Here is a 17,133-nt window from a genome sequence, read left to right on the forward strand (position 1 = left end):
TATAAATTGATATGAGTGAAATAAAAAAGAAAAATCCTCTAGTTTCTGTAGTTGTTCCTTGCTATAACCACGAAGGTTATGTCAAAGAGTGTATTCAGAGTATAATCGATCAGAGGTATAAGAATATTGAGTTAATAATTATTGACGATGGTTCAAAGGATGCTTCGGTCGCGGTGATAGAAGGATTGCGAGGTGCTTGCGAAGAACGTTTCGTGCGATTTGAATTTTTTTCTAGAGAAAATAGGGGGCTTTGTAATACGCTTAATCAAGCACTCGATTGGTGCCAAGGTGAGTACTTTGCAGCGATTGCATCTGATGATCAATGGTTGCCCTTTAAAACTGAAAAACAAGTTGAGTATTTAGAAGAAAATCCGAAAGTAGTTGCAGTTTTTAGCGGTATTACTTTGGTTGATGCTGATGGCGGTTTTATACGTAAAGTGGAAAAAGCTGGCTCATTTGATTTTAGAGATATATTTTTGAGTAGGCATTTTTTGCCTGCACCTACCGCACTTGTTCGACGGTCAGAACTACAGGCAATTGGGTATGATCCTTCAATAAAAATTGAAGATTGGAATATTTGGCTAAAGCTTTCAAAACATAATGAAGCCCGACTAGATTCATTGGGGTTTTCTGTTGCTTTATATCGACAGCATCAAAGTAATATGTCTGGCGATGCCGAGATGATGCATGAACAGGGCATGAAAATACTAGCTCAATTTGCTGATGATGAAAATTATAAACAGGCTGTTGCTGAGTACGAATTAGCGATGAGTGCGGCATTCGCTTTTCAAGATAAAAGAAAATCGCTTCGTTATTTTTTTGCTTACCTGAATACTTTAAGATACTCGCCGCGTGCGTTACCAGTACTAATTAAAATTCTAATGCCTAGTGTCCTGTCCAGGTTTGTACTTTAATGGCTATAAAGTTAAGAGGTATTTTGAGTTTTTGCTTTCTGACGCTGCTTTTGGGGGGCTATTTTTTTAATATTAAATTTGAACTTTTGAGTTTTGGTACTTTTTATCCTGCTATTTTCTTTATCATTTTTCTGGGGTCATTGAATCAGATTAACTATAAAAATAATAATGGAGATTTATTGTTTGTTGTGATGCCTATTTATTTGGCAGTTATCGTTGCGATTATTTCATTCGTGATCAACTCACCGGATGCTGATTACTTTCTTGTGGGCGCGCTATTTATTATGGCAACGGTTGGTTTGAGTTCATTCGGATTTTTTGAAGCATTTTCTAGAATGAATAGCCAAGTTTTGCTTGTTGCTGTTATTTTTGTATTAGTCTTGAATGCAATTCTGATGATTTTGATGTTCGTATCTCCTCAGTTTCAGCTTGCCTATCAAAGTATTCTGTCAGATGTTAGTTTTCAGATTTTTGGAGGTGGCGAGAGTGCTTTGGAGAGTATGTATCGCTTTAGGATGATAGGGGCAAGTGGGTTTGCTTCATATTCCACTGGATTTACACAATGCATTGGCTTATTCTTTCTGGCGGTTTATTATTTTATTACTGAACGAAAACTTGATTTAATATTCTTGGCTGTATCAGTTCTGTTGATTATTTCTGCGCTTCTTTCTGCTAGATCATCGTTTCTTGGTATTTTACTATGGGGCATTTTTTGTTTAATTTTCTTTCGTTGGCGATTTTTGTCTATTTTTGCTGGAGCATTTGCCCTCGTTGTAATTTTATTTATGTCATTAATTGCATTAATGGATACTGATGGGGCGGAATTTTTTTCTAAGTGGTTATTTGATTTATTTGTTAGCGGAGCTAGTTCAGAATCTTTGGCTGAGAGTATCCAAATGTTGGAAACGCCTTTCTGGGATGCTGGCGTTCTCGGATTCTCTCGTTGGTTTGGCGACCTTGGTTATGATTACTTTAGGTCGGCTGATGTTGGCTTTATACGGCTGATTTTAGCGGGTGGTATCGGAACGTTGTTGTTGGTGGTCCTTCACTTTATTTTGATAGGTCTATTTTTCTTTGCTGGAAACTCATCTGTTTTCTTTAGAGTGCTATACATTTTCTTAATGATCTACCTTTTTGCGATTATGTTTAAAGGAGCTATCATCTTTGATTTTTTTGCATTTGATTTTTTGGTGCTCATGCTTTGTTGGGTTAGTCGAAAAAATAAAAAATTGGTGGCCTAATGAAGATACTAGTCATCACTGATTTTGCTACTTATGGTGGAGTTGCAAAGACATCTGAGGCGTTGCAGAAATGTTTACTTAATGATGGAAATGTTGTAGAGCGCTACCCTATTTACGAACGGTCGGGAATTTTGTCGAAGAGAGTGCTTTCTCTGAAGAGAGCTATTAACTATCTACGAGTCGCTCGATTTGATAGAATTATATTGATGCATTTTGAGGCTATTTTTGTTGGGGTGTTGTGTAGCTTTTTTCAGCCAAAAGGTACTTTTATAAATGCTATATACACGGATTTATATGGATACTACTGCGGTGTTTCCGTTTTTAAAAAAGCTTTATTGAGATTAATTTTTTTAGTCATTAAAAATGATCAGATCGTTTTTGACTCAAAAGAATCTGAGTTAAAAGCTGTAGAGAAGTTTGGGTTTACGAATACCAGGACTATCTATAATATTATGGTGCCTCCAGTTGAGCCGAGAATACCATCTTGTCGAGGTAAGAGTGGCTACCATTTTTGTTTTGGAAGTGTCTCTAGATTGCACTCCGGGAAAAATATAGATTTACTAATCCGTGTATTCAATTCATTTTGGCTGGATCAAAAAGAAACGCGGCTACTGATATTTGGAGATGGCCCGGAGCTTGCACGGTTAAAAGATTATGCGCTCGGCTACCCCTGCTCCCAGGCGGTTACTTTTGAAGGGTATCTGGAGAATCCAGAAGAGATTTACAGTAAATTTGATGCCCTTGTCGGTTTTTCAAATATGGAAGGTTTTGGTCTCGTTATTCTGGAGGCGTTGGCTAGAAAAATCCCGGTTCTATTTTCTGACTGTAGTTGTGGACCTCGAGAAATATTAAAACCAACCTCGAATCCAAGGCATAAAACTGATCGATATGAAGTTTGCGATGGTGGTTTTTTGGTTAAATTGCCATCAAATATTGAAGCGTATGCGCCCTGTTTGCAGGAGTCGGAAAGGGGATTGTTGGAAGTAATGAAATTATTTTATGACAATTTTGATGAAATGAAGAGGAATGACTTTGTCGATCTGGAAAGATTCGGTGCGGATGTCATCAGTCGAGAATGGTCGGATTTGTTGCGTACATAGATGGTTGTTGATCAAATTTAGATTTAAAAATGCTTGGATTTTTTTCATGGTGTGAATGTCGATCTTTTCCATCAAGCCAATTTTTTGAGAGCTTTTTTGAGTAAAAATGAACCGTTAGTTAGTGTTGTGATGGCTGCATACAATGCGAGTCGAACCATCGCCACATCTGTTAAATCTTTGCAGGCCCAGTCTTACCAGAACTGGGAACTTGTGGTGGCGGATGATAAGTCTACCGATGACACAGCATCTTTAGTCGCTAGATTGGCCGTTTCTGATTCCAGGATAAGGTTGATAACTTTGCCTGAGAATAGTGGAGGACCGGCCGTTCCCCGCAATGTTGCTCTTCACCAAGCGCAAGGTGATTTCATAGCATTTTTGGATGCTGACGATGAATGGCTGCCCGAAAAACTACAGAAGCAAATATTTTTTATGACTAGTGTGGGTGCCGCATTGTCCTGTACTGGTTATGGAGTGATTGACTTTAATAATGAGGATAGAGGGAGTCTTACCCCTCCGCGCCTGCGCTCTTATAATGACTTGCTAAGCATTAACACTATTGGCTGTCTGACAGCGATGTACGACGCACGTATATTGGGAAAACGGTATTTTCCAATCTGTGGTCATGAAGACTATGCACTTTGGCTGAGTATCTTGCGAGAAGGTCACAAAGTGCATGGGTTGCAGGAATGCTTGGCTCGTTACAGACTTACACCCGGCTCTGTTTCCTCAAGCAAGTTAAAAGTAATGCGGTTTTTTTGGAGAATATATAAAAATCAGGAAGGTTTTTCATATCTGATAGCCACGTTATTTTGCTTGAGATATGCTTGGAATGTCCGTGGAAAATATAATAATTAGATTGACGTTTGGCTGTGTTTGGAGCTGCCCATGAATCCTGTGCTAGTTACCGGCGCTGGGGGATTTGTGGGACGTGCATTGTGCGCTGACCTTGTGTCGCGTGGCGCTGCGGTGCGAGGTACAGGCCGCTCAGTTCGCAAGGTTTCCGCAGTTGTTGAAACCGCTGTGGTCAAAAGCATTGACGAGAATACTCATTGGCGTGGTGTTCTTGCGGGGTGTGATGCTGTCGTTCATCTTGCGGCTCGTGTTCATGTTGTGCAAGAGGCTGCTGCCCATCCATTGGCGGAGTTCCGCCGTGTGAACACTCAAGGCACCCTGAATTTGGCCCGACAGGCTGCCGCAGCGGGTGTGCGCCGCTTTGTTTTTATTAGCTCTATCGGCGTCAACGGCGCCGAGACTTTTCAGCAGCCCTATGCCGCCTTAGACAGGGCTTCGCCGCATTCGCCTTATGCAGTCTCCAAATACGAGGCCGAGTTGAGCTTGCGCGAGATTTCTCTGCAAACTGGGTTGGAAGTGGTAATCATTCGCCCTCCGCTTGTATATGGACCAAGCGCACCAGGAAATTTTGGTTCGCTCATGCGCTGGCTGCAACTCGGCATACCCTTGCCGCTGGGCGCCATCCGCAACCAGCGCAGCTTGGTGGCACTTGATAACCTGGTCGATCTGATCGTGACTTGCATCACCCATCCCGCCGCAGCCAACCAGACCTTTCTGGTGTCCGATGGCGAAGACGTTTCCACAACCGAACTGCTGCGCCGCATGGGACAGGCCATGGGTTGCCCGGCGCGTCTGCTTCCAGTGCCGACCGGTGTGTTGAAAGCAGCGGCGGCATTGCTGGGCAAGCGCGACTTGGCTCAGCGCCTGTGTGGTTCCTTGCAGGTGGATATTCAAAAGACCCGCCAGCTGTTGGGCTGGAATCCTCCCTTGACGCTGGACCAGGGCTTGAAAAAAGCTGCGCAAGGCTTTCGCCCATGAAAAGAATGTTTGATCTGCTGCTTGCCTTGACGCCTGCGGTGATTCTGGCTCTGCCTGTTCTGCTGGTAGCTCTGCTGGTGCGCGTAACTTCCCCAGGCCCGGCACTGTAGTGGTTCGGCAGGGTAGGGCGCCACAACAAGATATTCAAGATGCCCAAGTTCCGCAGCATGCGGGTCGGTACACCGGCCCTGGCTATGCACTTGCTGGCCGGTCCAACAACGCAGCTGACGCCCATTGGCAGCTTTTACGCAAAAGCAGCCAGGGCGAATTAACCCAGTTGTGGAGCATCCTGGCGGTGGATATGCGCTTTATGGGGCCACGCCCTGCGCTCTTGAATCAGCGTGTCAAGGCCAAGCCAGGCGACCGTGTCAAAAATCCTGCGCTGGGTGCCGTTGGTAATTCACTCTGCCACAAGGTATTATCAAGAGAATGAGTACATTGACCATCAAAATTCCTCCCCAGCTTGAGCAAGAAATTGTGTTGGCGAGTCAGCGGGAGCATCTCAGCAAGTCTGAATTGGTTCGCCGTGCGCTGGTGGCTTATGTGAATCAGCGTAAGGCTGGCATTGCCCCTATGTCGGCGCTTGAACAGGCGGGCGATCTGGTCGGATGCTTTAGCGGTGGCCCATCGGATTTGTCGTCAAACCCCCGGCACATGGATGATTTCGGCCGCGTATGAGTAGTCATCTGATTCTGGACACCGGTCCTTGGGTGGCCCTGCATTGTCGGGATGATGCACACCACGAGTGGGCAAAAACGCAATTTTCGCAACATGAAGGGCCTTTTCTGACTTGCGAAGCAGTCGTTGCCGAAACCTGTTTTCTGCTGGCGCGTTCGGGATTCGATCCAGGCAAGGCGTTGGCGCTCATCGAGCGCGGTGTTGTGCGCGTAGCCGTGTCATTGGCCGACCAGGCCACTGCGGTGCGCACCTTATTTGAACGCTACGACAACGTGCCTGCTTCATTGGCCGACGCTTGCCTGGTTCGCATGTCCGAGCTGTATGAGCCCTGCCGGGTGATGACGCTCGACAGCGATTTCCGCCTCTATCGCCGTCACGGCAGAAAAGTCATCCCGATCTTGACACCGCGCGCATGAGAAATGGAGGCAGTTCAAATAAACCGAAGGGGATGTACGTGAAGCGAGTGTTTGATTTAATGCTGGCGTTAGCTGCCGCTGTGGCCTTGGCTGTGCCGGTGTTGCTGGTGGCCCTGCTGGTGCGCCTGACCTCGCCCGGTCCGGCACTGTACTGGTCCGACCGGGTAGGGCGCCTCAACCGCATTTTCAAGATGCCCAAGTTCCGCAGCATGCGGGTCGGCACACCGGCCGTGGCCACGCATCTCCTGGCCGACCCCAATGCCTACCTGACGCCGATTGGCAGCTTTTTGCGCAAGAGCAGCCTGGACGAACTGCCCCAGCTGTGGAGCATCCTGGCCGGGGACATGAGCTTTGTCGGGCCGCGGCCCGCGCTTTTCAATCAGCATGACCTGATGGCCTTGCGAACACAGCGTGGCGTGCATGAACTGGTGCCGGGGTTGACGGGCTGGGCGCAAATCAACGGACGCGACGAGTTACCCATTCCGGACAAGGTCAGGCTCGATGTCGAGTATCTTCAACGGCAGTCACTGGGGTTGGATATTCGAATTTTGTGGCTGACCTTTGTAAAGGTGATTCGGCGCGACGGAATCACCCACTGAAACCCTGCATGCGTTGATGGCGATGGGGCCGGTGGTGGTAACAAAAGTGAAGAAGCTCAAGGCTGGGGCCAGGCATGGTGCAGGTTCGCAACGTGCTGTTGACGGCTGACTAGATAAAAGTAAAAGAATGAAATGTTGATGAATAAATTAGTGGCAACGCCTTTGCTGGCGTTGCCGCGTCCTGCCAAGCGGGTCGTGGTCATTGCACTCGACCTGCTGATGATGCTGGTGTCCGTGTGGGTGGCTTTTTATTTGCGCATCGACCAGACCGGCCTGCCGCAAGGGCAGCAGTTATACGTTTACCTGCTGGCCCCCTTGCTGGCCATTCCGGTGTTTGTGCGCTTCGGCCTGTACCGCGCCATTTTTCGCTACACCGGCATGGCGGCGCTGGCCACCACGGCGAAGGCTGTGGCGGTGTACACGGTGCTGTTCTTCACCGTATTGCTGTTTTTCAAATGGAACGGCGTGCCGCGCACCCTGGGCCTGATCCAGCCCCTGCTGCTGCTGCTGCTGGTAGGAACCAGCCGGGCACTGGCGCGGTTTTGGCTCGCAGGCTGGTCGGGCAAGGCACGCCACGCGGTGGGCCGCATGCTGATCTACGGGGCGGGCGATGCGGGCGTGGAAACGGCGTCGGCCCTGGCGGTGGCGCGTCAGTTTGTGTTGCTGGGCTTTATCGACGATGACAAAAAGAAGGTCGGTAGAAGCATCAACGGCGTTGACATCATGGCGCCCGTCGAGGTGGCCGATGCGGTGGAGCGCATGGGCGTGACCGACATCCTGCTGGCCATGCCGGCGCTGGACCGTGCGCGGCGCAATGAAATTATCGCCAGCCTGCGCGAGCTGCCGGTCCACGTCCGGACGCTGCCCGGCATGGGCGACATGGCGTCGGGGCGGGTGACGATCCAGGATTTCCAGGAACTCGATGTGGAAGACCTGCTCGGCCGCCCGCCGGTGCCGCCCGATTCGACCCTGCTGGCGCGCAACCTGGCCGACCAGGTGGTGCTGGTCACTGGTGCAGGCGGCAGCATTGGCAGCGAGTTGTGCCGCCAGATCCTGATGGAAAAGCCGCGCCGGCTGGTGCTGGTCGAACTCAGTGAATTTGCCCTGTACACCGTTCACCGCGAACTGCTGGGGCTGTGCACCGAGCATGGGCTGCAGGTCGAGGTGACACCCTTGCTCGCCAGCGTTGGAAATTTTGGCCGCCTGAAGGAAATCTTCCAGCTTTACCGGCCGGCCACGGTTTACCACGCTGCGGCCTACAAGCATGTGCCGCTGGTCGAGAGCAATCCGTCGGAGGGTGTGCTGAACAATGTCTTTGGCACCCTGAACGCCGCCAGAGCCGCCATGGAAAACGGAACGGCGCATTTCGTGCTGATTTCCACCGACAAGGCGGTTCGTCCGACCAATGTCATGGGCGCCACCAAGCGCATGGCCGAACTGGTGCTCCAGGCGCTGGCGGCCAGCCCGTCGGTGCGCTTCGTGTCGCCCGACGGCAGCTACAGTCCGGAAGTGGCGAACCGCACCGTGTTTGCCATGGTCCGCTTTGGCAATGTGCTGGGCAGCAGCGGCAGCGTGGTGCCGCTGTTTCGCAAGCAACTGCGTGACGGTGGCCCGCTGACGGTCACGCATCCGGAGGTCACGCGCTTTTTCATGACGATTCCCGAGGCCGCCCAGCTGGTGCTGCAGGCCGGTGCCATGGCCCACGGGGGCGATGTGTTCGTGCTCGACATGGGCAGCCCTTTGAGAATTGTCGATCTTGCCAAACGCATGGTGCAGCTGTCGGGCCTGAGCCTGCGCGACGAGCACAACCCTGAAGGCGACATTGAAATCAGCATCACCGGCCTTCGCCCCGGCGAGAAGCTGTACGAGGAACTGCTGATCGGCGACAACCCCGAGAAAACGGCGCACCAGCGGATCATGAAGGCACGTGAGGATTTTGTTCCCTGGACCGAACTCGCGCCCATCCTGGTGGACATGCGCCAGGCCGCCACGCTCAACCATGCGCCGGTGATGCGCGCCATCCTGCTGCGTCTGGTGCATGGCTACCGTCCGCATCGGGACTGTGGGACAGGCGAGTCTGCGCAAGAACCTGCCGCCCTGCCGAATGACGCCTGACGCCGGTGGTCAAGCGCGCCAGAATTCGCCATCTTGGCAGGGCCCCGATCCGACGGGCATGGCGTCTCCCGGATGTCATGCCCATGCGGCACAATTTGCAGGTTCACCACTTCCAGGCTTGATGACATGACCCATCCTTCCCTTCCCGCATCTTCTACTTCCGATCCCGACCTGTCGCACATCGGCCCGCGCGACAAGGCCGAGATCCTGGCCCAGGCGCTGCCCTATATTCGCAAGTTTCACGGCAAGACGCTGGTCATCAAGTACGGCGGCAATGCCATGACCGACCCGGCGCTGCAGGCCGACTTTGCCGAGGACGTGGTGCTGCTCAAACTGGTCGGCATGAACCCGGTGGTGGTGCACGGCGGCGGCCCGCAGATTGAAACCGCGTTGAACCGGCTGGGCAAGAAAGGCCATTTCATCCAGGGCATGCGCGTGACCGACGACGAAACCATGGAAGTCGTTGAATGGGTGCTGGCCGGGCAGGTGCAGCAGGACATCGTCGGCCTGATCAACCAGGCTGGCGGCAAGGCGGTGGGCCTGACCGGGCGCGACGGCGGCATGATCCGGGCCAAAAAACTCACCATGCTGGACAAGGACGATGCCAGCAAGGAGCATGACATCGGCTTTGTCGGCGAGATCGTCAGCATCGACCCCAGCGTGGTCAAGGCGCTGCAGGACGATCAGTTCATTCCGGTCATCAGCCCGATTGGCTTTGGCGAAAACAACGAAAGCTACAACATCAACGCCGACGTGGTGGCCGGCAAGCTGGCCACCGTGCTGAAGGCGGAAAAGCTGATGCTCCTGACCAATATTCCGGGCGTGCTGAACAAGGCCGGCGAGTTGCTGACCGACCTGACGGCGCGCGAGATTGACGCCCTGTTTGCCGATGGCACGATCTCGGGCGGCATGCTGCCGAAGATCGAAGGCGCGCTGGATGCCGCCAGGAGCGGCGTGAACGCCGTTCACATCATCGACGGCCGGGTGCCGCATGCCATGCTGCTGGAAATCCTGACCGACAAGGCCTACGGCACGATGATCCGCTCGCACTGAGCGCATCTGCAGGCTGGATGTTTCGGCCAGCACTGCAGTATTTGCAGTCAAAAAGTGTGTTTGCGCAATACCAGCATGCGTGAGCAGCTATCAAATCAGGACTGAGGTGCCCCTCCCGTTCAGCCCGAAGGCCGCAGGGGACTGAAGGCTCGAATTAGTCCAGCGTCACGCCAGAGTCCTTGACCACCTTGCCCAGTCGCACGGTTTCCTTCTTGATCAATTCGCCGAACTGGGCTGCGGTGCCGCCCACCACGGGCGTTCCCAGCGCTTCCCATTTCTTGTGGAACTCGGGCTCCTTGAAGATGGCGTTCAGCGTGCTGTTGAGCTTGTCGATGATCGGCGCGGGCGTTCCGGCGCGAACGGCAATGCCATGCCAGCCGGTGAACTCATAACCGGCCACGCCGGCTTCGGCCATGGTGGGCACATTGGGCAGCAGCGCGCTGCGTTTGGCCGAGGTCACGGCCAGCGGGATGAGCTTGCCGGTCTGGATGTAGGGCAGGGAGCTGCCCAGGATGTCGAACATCACGTTGACCTGACCGCCCAGCAGGTCGTTCAGCGCCGGGCCTGCCCCGCGGTAGGGGATGTGGGCAATCTTGATGTCCATCTGGGTGTTGAACATCTCGCCCGCCAGATGCTGCGGCGTGCCATTGCCGGCCGAGGCAAAACTCAGGTCCGGCTTGTTGGTTTTGGCCAGCGCCACCAGTTCCTTGACGGTTTTCACGCCCAGCTTGGGATTGACCTCCAGCACCAGCGGAAACGCTGAAATCTGGATCACCGGCGCCAGGTCGGTCAGCGAATTGAAGGGCATGCTGCGAAACAGCGTGGAATTGACCGCCATCGGCCCGCTGGCGGCCAGCAGCAGCGTGTGGCCGTCGGCCGGCGACTGCTTGGCGACTTCCGCGCTGCCCAGGTTACCGCCCGCGCCCCCCTTGTTGTCCACGATCACCGTGACGCCCAGCCGGGTTTGCAGCTCCTGGCTCAGCAGACGGGCCATCAGGTCGGTTGGGCCGCCGGGCGGGTAGGGCACCACGAAGCGGATGGTCTTGCTGGGGTAGTTGTCCTGCGCATGGCTGGCCAGCGGCGCCAGCAGGGCCAGGGCGATGCTGGCGCCGAGTTGGGCGCCAATTTTCAGAAAAGCGGTGCGTTTCATGTTGTCTCCTTTGTGGGTATGGTTATTGATGATGAGTTTCAGGCTGCGCCAAAGCGCTGGCGGATGTCTTGCGCGCTGGCCAGCGGGCGGCCCAGGCTGAGGGCGGCTTCTCTGGCCTGCCCGACCAATGCTGCATTGTCGGGCGCGGTCTGGCCGTTTTTAAGCTGGAGGTTGTTCTCGAAACCCACCCGCACATGGCCGCCCAGGGCGGCGGCGGCTGTCACGCAGGCATGTTCGGTGGCCCCGAACGCACACACGGCCCAGGGCTCTGGCCCGGTGTGGGCATGCACAAAAGGCACCAGGTCGCGCGGGCTGGAGGTCTGCCCGGTGGTGTAGCGGCCCAGCACGAACAGCAAAAACCAGGGCGCCTCGGGAATCACCCCGCGCCCCTGCAGGGCTTGCCAGCGCTGCAGGTCGGCCACGTCGTACAGGATGACCTGCGTCATGACCCGTTCGCGCGCCAGCCCGCCAAAAAATGACGCCAGACCGGCGTCGCCAATGTCCGGCTGGTCCAGCTCGCGCAGCGCGACCGACACGGCTTCGGGGCGCAGCGCCTGCACCATGGCGATCTGTTCGGGGGCTTTGTAAACGCGGGCGGCTTCGCTGGTGATTTGCAGCACCATGGCGTCGCCCACGGCTGCCTTGACGACCTGCAAGGCGTCGCGGTAGCCCTGCACGTCCAGGCTGTGCCGGCCCTGTGCGTCGCGGATGTGCAGGTGCAGCATGGCGGCGCCCGCGTCCAGGCAGGCCTTGGCCGTGCTGGCCAGGCCGGCGGCGGTTAGCGGCACGGCGGCGTGGTCATGGGCCTGCTTGTAGGCGCCGTTGGGCGCCACGGTGATGATGAGCGGATCAAAGTTCATGGGGTGGTCGGTCAAAAGGTTTTGTCAACGCAGGGAAGCTCATCGGCCAGCAGGTCCAGCCCCTGCTGCAGCAGGCGGTCGTAGCGCGCGCGCTCCGCGAGGCGGCGCGCTTCGGGCCATTCATAAAAACCGGCGCCGGTCTTCATGCCCAGCCTGCCGGCATCGACATGCGTCTGCAGCACCTTGGCCGGCACCGTGGTGCTGGAAAGGCTGGGGTACATGCTGGCGGCAGCGGCGCAGTGCACGTCGAGGCCGGCATGGTCGCGCTGCAGCACCGGCCCTGCGGCCAGGTAGCGAAAGCCGAAGCCGAACCGCACGGCCGCGTCCACATCCTCGGGTGTGGCAATGCCTTCGTCGATCATGGCAAAGGCCTCGCGTGCCAGCGCATGCTGCAGGCGGTTGGCCAGAAATCCCGGCTTGTCCTTGCGCACCAGCACCGGCACGCTGCCGCAGCCGCGCATGAAGGCGCACACGCTGTCGGCCAGCGCCAGGCTTGAGTCCGGCCCGCACACCACTTCCACCAGCGGCACCAGGTGGGCCGGCATGAAAAAGTGCAGCCCCAGCATGCGCTGGCGCGCGTCCAGCCCCTGGGCAATGGCGCTGATTGGAAAGCTCGAACTGTTGCTGGCCAGAACGGCGGAGACCGGCGCATGCGTGACCAGCTCGGCGAACAGTTGCTGCTTCATCGGCAGGTTTTCCGGAATGCATTCCACCACCAGCGCCACATCGTCCCAGGCGACAGATGGCAGGTCGGCCACCGCCGTGACCTGGTCTGCGCGGCGTTCCAGGCCAAGCGGCGTCAAGCCTTGCCGTACATGCGCCTGCAATGCCGCGCGCTTGGCTTCGCCTGGATCAATCACCGTCACGCGGCAGCCACCGCGCGCCAGCACGACGGCCACATCGGCCCCCATCGTGCCGCCGCCGACGACCACGGCATGTACGTTTTTGGGATGGGAGGGAAGCAGGTTCAAAAGAGGTCCTTTTTGCAAAACGGGCAGATGGGCTTTCAGGCGAGTCTAGGAGGTGGGCATTGCGCTGTCCAAACGTTTTTATGGATAAACTGATTCGCTATGCAGATCAATTGGTCAATCCGTGAACTCGATGTTTTCCTGGCTCTGGCCGCCACCCTGAGCTTTCGCCGCACGGCCGCGCAAGTCAATTTGTCGCAGTCGGCCGTTTCTGGTGTCATCACGCGGCTGGAAGAAACGCTGGCCGTGCGGCTGTTCGACCGGACCACGCGCCATGTGCAGCTCACGGCGACCGGCCAGGTGTTTGCCGAGCAGGCGCTGCTGCTGCGCGCCCAGACTGATGAAGCGGTGCGCGCGGTGCGCAACGTGGTGGAGCTGCAGTCGGGCCAGGTGACGCTGGCCGCTTTGCCGTCGCTGGCCGCCACCGTGGTGCCGGCTGCCTGCGCGCGTTTCAGCGCACGGCACCCCGGCATCCAGTTCCGGATCGTGGACACGCTGTCGGGCCCGGCCTTTGACCTGGTGCGCGCCGGCCAGGTGGATTTCGCGCTGACCGCTGCCAACCCGGCCTATGCCGACCTCGATTACCAGCCGCTCGCCTGCGATGGCTTTGTCTTGCTGATTCCGCCCGGCCATCCGCTGGCGCAGGGCAACGGACCGCTGCGCTGGATCGATGTGGCCGCGCTGACGCACATTTCGATGCCGCTGCCCGCCAGCGTGCGCCAGTATGCCGACGCCGCGCTGCTGGAGCACCGCTTGCGCTTCGCGCCGACCTACGAGGTCGAGCACCTGGCCACCATCACCGCCATGGTCGCCTGCGGGCTGGGGGTTGCCGCGCTGCCCGAACTGGCGGCGGCGGTGGCGCCGCAGCCCGGCGTGGTGCGCCGCCTTCTGGTCGAGCCCGACATTTCCCGTCCGATCGGGCTGGTCACCCGGCGCTTTCGCAGCCTGTCGCCCGCCGCAACGGCGCTGGTGGACATGCTGCGCGAAGAGATGGTGCGGGTGGCGCCGCGTCCCCGGCTGCCTTCCAAAAAGACGCAAACCGTGAACACGCCTGCACGGCAAGTCCTTGAAAATAAAGGGTAAACCCTTGACTGCCTTAGGAACTGAAGCCTAAAAAATGTAGGGAAAATAGCGCGCAGAAGATGAAATTGCTGCAAAATAGCACGATCGTTCTTTTATTTATTTCCTCCATGCCCGTCAGTTCACCCTCCGTCAAAAGCGCCCGCACGTCACGGGCAACCGGTGCGTCCAAAAGCGCGCAAAAAGGCCAGCAGACCAAGGCCGCCATCGTCGAAGCAGCCTTGGGACTGGCGACCCAAATCGGCCTGGAAGGCCTGAGCATTGGCGCGCTGGCCGAGGTCATGCACATGAGCAAATCGGGCGTGTTCGCCCATTTTGGTTCGCGCGAAGAGCTGCAGATTTCGGTTGTGCGTGAATACCATGTCCGGTTCGAGGAAGAGGTTTTCTTTCCGGCGCTGCACCAGCCGCGCGGCCTGCCGCGCCTGCATGCGATGTTTGACCACTGGATGAACCGGACATCGGTGGAGATCGATTCCGGCTGCATCTACATCAGCGGCGCGGTCGAATTCGACGACCGGCCCGGCCCGGTGCGCGACGCACTCGCCGACTCGGTGCGGACCTGGCTGGCCGCCATGCACCGCGCAGTCGAGCAGGCAACGGACGCCGGCCATTTCCAACAAGACACCGACGCGCACCAGGTCGTGTTCGAGATCCATGGACTGATTTTGGGGCTGCACTACGAAGCCCGCTTCCTGAAGACGCCCGGCTCCATCGCCCGGGCCAAGACCGCCTTTGCCAACATGATGGCGCGCCATGCCCGCACGGCCGCGCCCGCCAGCCCCGCTTTGCCCGACCCCTCTTTCTCTGCTTCTTCTTCCAAACCCGCTTGACACCCCCAACGCCAAAGGATTTCCATGCCCCAGTACAACCCCCCCCTGCGCGACATGCAGTTCGTCATGCACGAAGTGCTCAAGGTCACCGACGAGCTGAAGGTCTTGCCGCCGCATGCCGACATTGACGCCGAGACCATCAACGCGGTGCTGGAAGAGGGCGGCAAGTTCGCGGTCGAAGTGACTTTTCCGCTCAACATCAGCGGCGACGAGGAAGGCTGCACGCTCGACAAGAGCACCCATGAAGTCACGCCGCCCAAGGGTTTCAAGGAAGCCTATGCGCAGTATGTGGAAGGCGGCTGGGCCGCGTTGAGCTGCGACCCGGAATATGGCGGCCAGGGCTTGCCGTTCGTGGTGAACCAGTGCTTCTACGAGATGATGAATTCGGCCAACCAGGCCTGGACCATGTACCCCGGCCTGTCGCATGGCGCCTACGAGGCGCTGCATGCCCACGGCACCGACACACAGAAAAAACTCTACCTGCCCAAGCTGGTCAGCGGCGAGTGGACCGGTACCATGTGCCTGACCGAGCCGCATTGCGGCACCGACCTCGGCATGCTGCGCACCAAGGCCGAGCCGCAGGCCGACGGCACCTTCAAGCTGACCGGCAACAAGATTTTCATCAGTGCCGGCGAGCACGACATGACGCCCAACATCCTGCACCTGGTGCTGGCCCGGCTGCCGGATGCGCCGCAGGGCAGCAAGGGCATCAGCCTGTTCATCGTGCCGAAATTCAACGTCAACGAAGACGGCTCGCTCGGTTCGCGCAACGGCATCTGGTGCGGCGGCCTGGAGCACAAGATGGGCATCCATGGCAACGCCACCGCGCAAATCGTGATGGAAGACGCTGTGGGCACCATGGTCGGCGCGCCCAACAAGGGCCTGGCCGCCATGTTCGTGATGATGAACGCCGCCCGCCTGGGCGTGGGCAACCAGTCGCTCGGCCTGACCGAAGTGGCGTACCAGAATGCGCTGGCCTATGCCAAGGACCGCATCCAGATGCGTTCGCTCTCGGGCACCAAGGCCAAGGACAAGCCGGCCGACCCGATCATCGTGCATCCCGATGTGCGCAAGATGCTGCTGACCGCCAAGGCCTATGCCGAAGGCGGCCGGGCGCTGGCGATCTACTGCACGCTGCTGCTCGACAAGGAGCTCTACCACCCGGATGAAAAGGTGCGCAAGGATTCCGGCGAAATCGTCGCGTTGCTCACACCCATCGTCAAGGCCTTCCTGACCGACAACGGCCACATTGCCACCAATGCCTGCATGCAGGTGTTCGGCGGCCACGGCTACGTCAAGGAATGGGGCATGGAGCAACTGGTGCGCGACAACCGCATCAACATGATCTATGAAGGCACCAACACCATCCAGTCGCTCGACCTGCTGGGCCGCAAGGTGCTGGGCAACAACGGCGCGACGCTGAAGAAGTTCGGCAAGGTCATCGGCGCGCTGATTCAGGAAGAAGGCGTGAACGAGAAAATGGCCGAATTCATCAACCCGCTGGCCTACCTGGCCGACCAGATGACCAAGTTCACCACCGAACTCGGTTTCAAGGGCTTCCAGAACCCGGACGAAGTGGGCGCCGCTGCGGTCGATTACCTGCGCGTGGCCGGGCACCTGGTGTTTGGCTACTTCTGGGCGCGCATGGCGCAAACCGCCTTGCGCGAAATCGCCGCTGGCAACACCGACCCCTTCTACCTGGCCAAGGTGCAGACGGCGCGCTTTTACTTTGCCAAGCTGTTCCCCGAAACCGCAACGCTCATGCGCACCGCGCGCAGCGGCAGCCGGGCACTGATGGACACCGACGCGGCACTGGCCTGATTTTTTGATCATTCAAAGCGGGAGCACATATGAAACATGCATTGATTGCTATGCTTTTGGGATCGTTTTCCTTGGGCGTGCTGGCCCAGAACACGCCCTTGGGCCTGTGGCGCAGCACCGACGACAAGACCGGCGAGGCCAAGGCGGAAGTGCGCATCACCGAGACAGCCGGCGTGTTGAGCGGAAAAATTGAAAAACGCCTGCTCAAGACTGCCAAGCCCGAGGATGTCTGCACCGAATGCAGCGACGACCGCAAGGACCAGCCGCTGCTTGGCCTCGAAATCATTCGCGGTGCGAAAAAGGCCGAAGGCCGCGAGGTGTGGGAGGGCGGCAAGATTCTGGACCCTGAAAACGGAAAAAACTACACGCTCAAAATGACGCCCGTTGAGGACGGAAAAAAGCTGGACGTCAGGGGCTCGTTCGGGCCTTTCGGGCGCACCCAGACCTGGGTTCGCGTCAATTGACTGACCCCGCCTGA

17 protein-coding genes and 1 pseudogene are annotated in these 17,133 nt (G+C 56.7%); 15 read left to right on the forward strand and 3 right to left on the reverse strand.

What is annotated here, in order from left to right:
• The first annotated feature begins 11 nt into the window (after positions 1-11).
• The 11 genes and pseudogenes from IWX85_RS02370 to argB all read left to right on the forward strand — a co-directional run bounded on the left by IWX85_RS02370 (position 12) and on the right by argB (position 9,946).
• On the forward strand, positions 12-914 hold the full coding sequence (locus tag IWX85_RS02370) for a glycosyltransferase (RefSeq protein WP_196868631.1): 903 nt from the start codon (positions 12-14) through the stop codon (positions 912-914).
• Positions 914-2,155, forward strand: a complete 1,242-nt coding sequence (locus tag IWX85_RS02375; RefSeq protein WP_196868632.1) for a hypothetical protein — start codon at positions 914-916, stop codon at positions 2,153-2,155. The genes IWX85_RS02370 and IWX85_RS02375 overlap by 1 nt, the downstream gene beginning before the upstream one ends.
• Positions 2,155-3,255 (forward strand): glycosyltransferase, encoded by a 1,101-nt coding sequence (locus IWX85_RS02380; protein ID WP_196868633.1) that lies wholly within the window; start codon positions 2,155-2,157, stop codon positions 3,253-3,255. The genes IWX85_RS02375 and IWX85_RS02380 overlap by 1 nt, the downstream gene beginning before the upstream one ends.
• A gap of 33 nt (positions 3,256-3,288) precedes the next feature.
• The gene (locus IWX85_RS02385) at positions 3,289-4,110 is read left to right on the forward strand and encodes a glycosyltransferase family 2 protein (RefSeq protein ID WP_231379477.1); all 822 of its coding nucleotides are present in this window, start codon (positions 3,289-3,291) and stop codon (positions 4,108-4,110) included.
• Positions 4,111-4,140: 30 nt separating this feature from the next.
• Complete coding sequence (locus IWX85_RS02390; protein ID WP_196868635.1) at positions 4,141-5,085, forward strand: SDR family oxidoreductase; 945 nt, start codon at positions 4,141-4,143, stop codon at positions 5,083-5,085.
• A pseudogene (locus IWX85_RS20295) lies at positions 5,082-5,425 on the forward strand (sugar transferase); the annotation flags it as partial. The gene IWX85_RS02390 and the pseudogene IWX85_RS20295, both read left to right, overlap by 4 nt.
• A gap of 89 nt (positions 5,426-5,514) precedes the next feature.
• Positions 5,515-5,763 carry a hypothetical protein gene (locus IWX85_RS02400; protein WP_036808894.1) on the forward strand — a complete coding sequence of 83 codons (249 nt, stop codon included), beginning with the start codon at positions 5,515-5,517 and terminating at the stop codon, positions 5,761-5,763.
• Positions 5,760-6,179: a type II toxin-antitoxin system VapC family toxin gene (locus IWX85_RS02405; protein WP_196868636.1), complete on the forward strand. Its 420-nt coding sequence runs from the start codon at positions 5,760-5,762 to the stop codon at positions 6,177-6,179. The genes IWX85_RS02400 and IWX85_RS02405 overlap by 4 nt, the downstream gene beginning before the upstream one ends.
• Positions 6,180-6,217: 38 nt before the next feature.
• On the forward strand, positions 6,218-6,778 hold the full coding sequence (locus tag IWX85_RS02410) for a sugar transferase (protein WP_196868637.1): 561 nt from the start codon (positions 6,218-6,220) through the stop codon (positions 6,776-6,778).
• A 132-nt stretch (positions 6,779-6,910) separates the two neighbouring features.
• On the forward strand, positions 6,911-8,893 hold the full coding sequence (locus tag IWX85_RS02415) for a nucleoside-diphosphate sugar epimerase/dehydratase (protein ID WP_196868638.1): 1,983 nt from the start codon (positions 6,911-6,913) through the stop codon (positions 8,891-8,893).
• Between the two features lie 126 nt (positions 8,894-9,019).
• The gene (argB, locus tag IWX85_RS02420; protein ID WP_196868639.1) at positions 9,020-9,946 is read left to right on the forward strand and encodes an acetylglutamate kinase; all 927 of its coding nucleotides are present in this window, start codon (positions 9,020-9,022) and stop codon (positions 9,944-9,946) included.
• Positions 9,947-10,100: 154 nt separating this feature from the next.
• On the opposite strand, the gene IWX85_RS02425 is transcribed toward argB, so the two are convergent.
• From IWX85_RS02425 to IWX85_RS02435, 3 genes are read right to left on the reverse strand one after another with little or no spacing between them, the layout of a single operon-like run.
• Positions 10,101-11,096, reverse strand: a complete 996-nt coding sequence (locus tag IWX85_RS02425) for a tripartite tricarboxylate transporter substrate binding protein (RefSeq protein ID WP_196868640.1) — start codon at positions 11,094-11,096, stop codon at positions 10,101-10,103.
• 38 nt (positions 11,097-11,134) lie between these two features.
• Positions 11,135-11,956, reverse strand: coding sequence for a 3-keto-5-aminohexanoate cleavage protein (locus IWX85_RS02430; protein ID WP_196868641.1), 822 nt, complete (start codon positions 11,954-11,956; stop codon positions 11,135-11,137).
• A gap of 11 nt (positions 11,957-11,967) precedes the next feature.
• Positions 11,968-12,921 carry a 3-hydroxyacyl-CoA dehydrogenase family protein gene (locus tag IWX85_RS02435; RefSeq protein WP_036813206.1) on the reverse strand — a complete coding sequence of 318 codons (954 nt, stop codon included), beginning with the start codon at positions 12,919-12,921 and terminating at the stop codon, positions 11,968-11,970.
• Between the two features lie 105 nt (positions 12,922-13,026).
• On the opposite strand from IWX85_RS02435, the gene IWX85_RS02440 reads away from it, so the two are divergent.
• The 4 genes from IWX85_RS02440 (at position 13,027) to IWX85_RS02455 (ending at position 17,119) form a co-directional block, all read left to right on the forward strand.
• Entirely contained in the window at positions 13,027-14,007 is a 981-nt protein-coding gene (locus IWX85_RS02440; RefSeq protein ID WP_196868642.1) for a LysR family transcriptional regulator, read from the forward strand.
• 107 nt (positions 14,008-14,114) lie between these two features.
• Positions 14,115-14,834 (forward strand): TetR/AcrR family transcriptional regulator, encoded by a 720-nt coding sequence (locus IWX85_RS02445; RefSeq protein ID WP_196868643.1) that lies wholly within the window; start codon positions 14,115-14,117, stop codon positions 14,832-14,834.
• Positions 14,835-14,858: 24 nt separating this feature from the next.
• Complete coding sequence (locus IWX85_RS02450; RefSeq protein ID WP_196868644.1) at positions 14,859-16,655, forward strand: acyl-CoA dehydrogenase C-terminal domain-containing protein; 1,797 nt, start codon at positions 14,859-14,861, stop codon at positions 16,653-16,655.
• Between the two features lie 29 nt (positions 16,656-16,684).
• Positions 16,685-17,119 carry a DUF2147 domain-containing protein gene (locus tag IWX85_RS02455; protein WP_036808911.1) on the forward strand — a complete coding sequence of 145 codons (435 nt, stop codon included), beginning with the start codon at positions 16,685-16,687 and terminating at the stop codon, positions 17,117-17,119.
• The last annotated feature ends 14 nt before the right edge of the window (positions 17,120-17,133 follow it).

It is taken from the genome of Polaromonas sp. CG_9.11, assembly GCF_015752225.1.
In the GTDB taxonomy this organism is placed as follows: Bacteria; Pseudomonadota; Gammaproteobacteria; order Burkholderiales; family Burkholderiaceae_C; genus Polaromonas.

Coding starts and splice junctions, on each gene's coding strand:
- IWX85_RS02370 (WP_196868631.1), top strand. CDS start 12: ATGAGTGAAATAAAAAAGAAAAATCCTCTAGTTTCTGTAGTTGTTCCT.
- IWX85_RS02375 (WP_196868632.1), top strand. CDS start 914: ATGGCTATAAAGTTAAGAGGTATTTTGAGTTTTTGCTTTCTGACGCTG.
- IWX85_RS02380 (WP_196868633.1), top strand. CDS start 2,155: ATGAAGATACTAGTCATCACTGATTTTGCTACTTATGGTGGAGTTGCA.
- IWX85_RS02390 (WP_196868635.1), top strand. CDS start 4,141: ATGAATCCTGTGCTAGTTACCGGCGCTGGGGGATTTGTGGGACGTGCA.
- IWX85_RS02400 (WP_036808894.1), top strand. CDS start 5,515: ATGAGTACATTGACCATCAAAATTCCTCCCCAGCTTGAGCAAGAAATT.
- IWX85_RS02405 (WP_196868636.1), top strand. CDS start 5,760: ATGAGTAGTCATCTGATTCTGGACACCGGTCCTTGGGTGGCCCTGCAT.
- IWX85_RS02415 (WP_196868638.1), top strand. CDS start 6,911: ATGTTGATGAATAAATTAGTGGCAACGCCTTTGCTGGCGTTGCCGCGT.
- argB (WP_196868639.1), top strand. CDS start 9,020: ATGACCCATCCTTCCCTTCCCGCATCTTCTACTTCCGATCCCGACCTG.
- IWX85_RS02425 (WP_196868640.1), bottom strand. CDS start 11,096: ATGAAACGCACCGCTTTTCTGAAAATTGGCGCCCAACTCGGCGCCAGC.
- IWX85_RS02430 (WP_196868641.1), bottom strand. CDS start 11,956: ATGAACTTTGATCCGCTCATCATCACCGTGGCGCCCAACGGCGCCTAC.
- IWX85_RS02440 (WP_196868642.1), top strand. CDS start 13,027: ATGCAGATCAATTGGTCAATCCGTGAACTCGATGTTTTCCTGGCTCTG.
- IWX85_RS02445 (WP_196868643.1), top strand. CDS start 14,115: ATGCCCGTCAGTTCACCCTCCGTCAAAAGCGCCCGCACGTCACGGGCA.
- IWX85_RS02450 (WP_196868644.1), top strand. CDS start 14,859: ATGCCCCAGTACAACCCCCCCCTGCGCGACATGCAGTTCGTCATGCAC.
- IWX85_RS02455 (WP_036808911.1), top strand. CDS start 16,685: ATGAAACATGCATTGATTGCTATGCTTTTGGGATCGTTTTCCTTGGGC.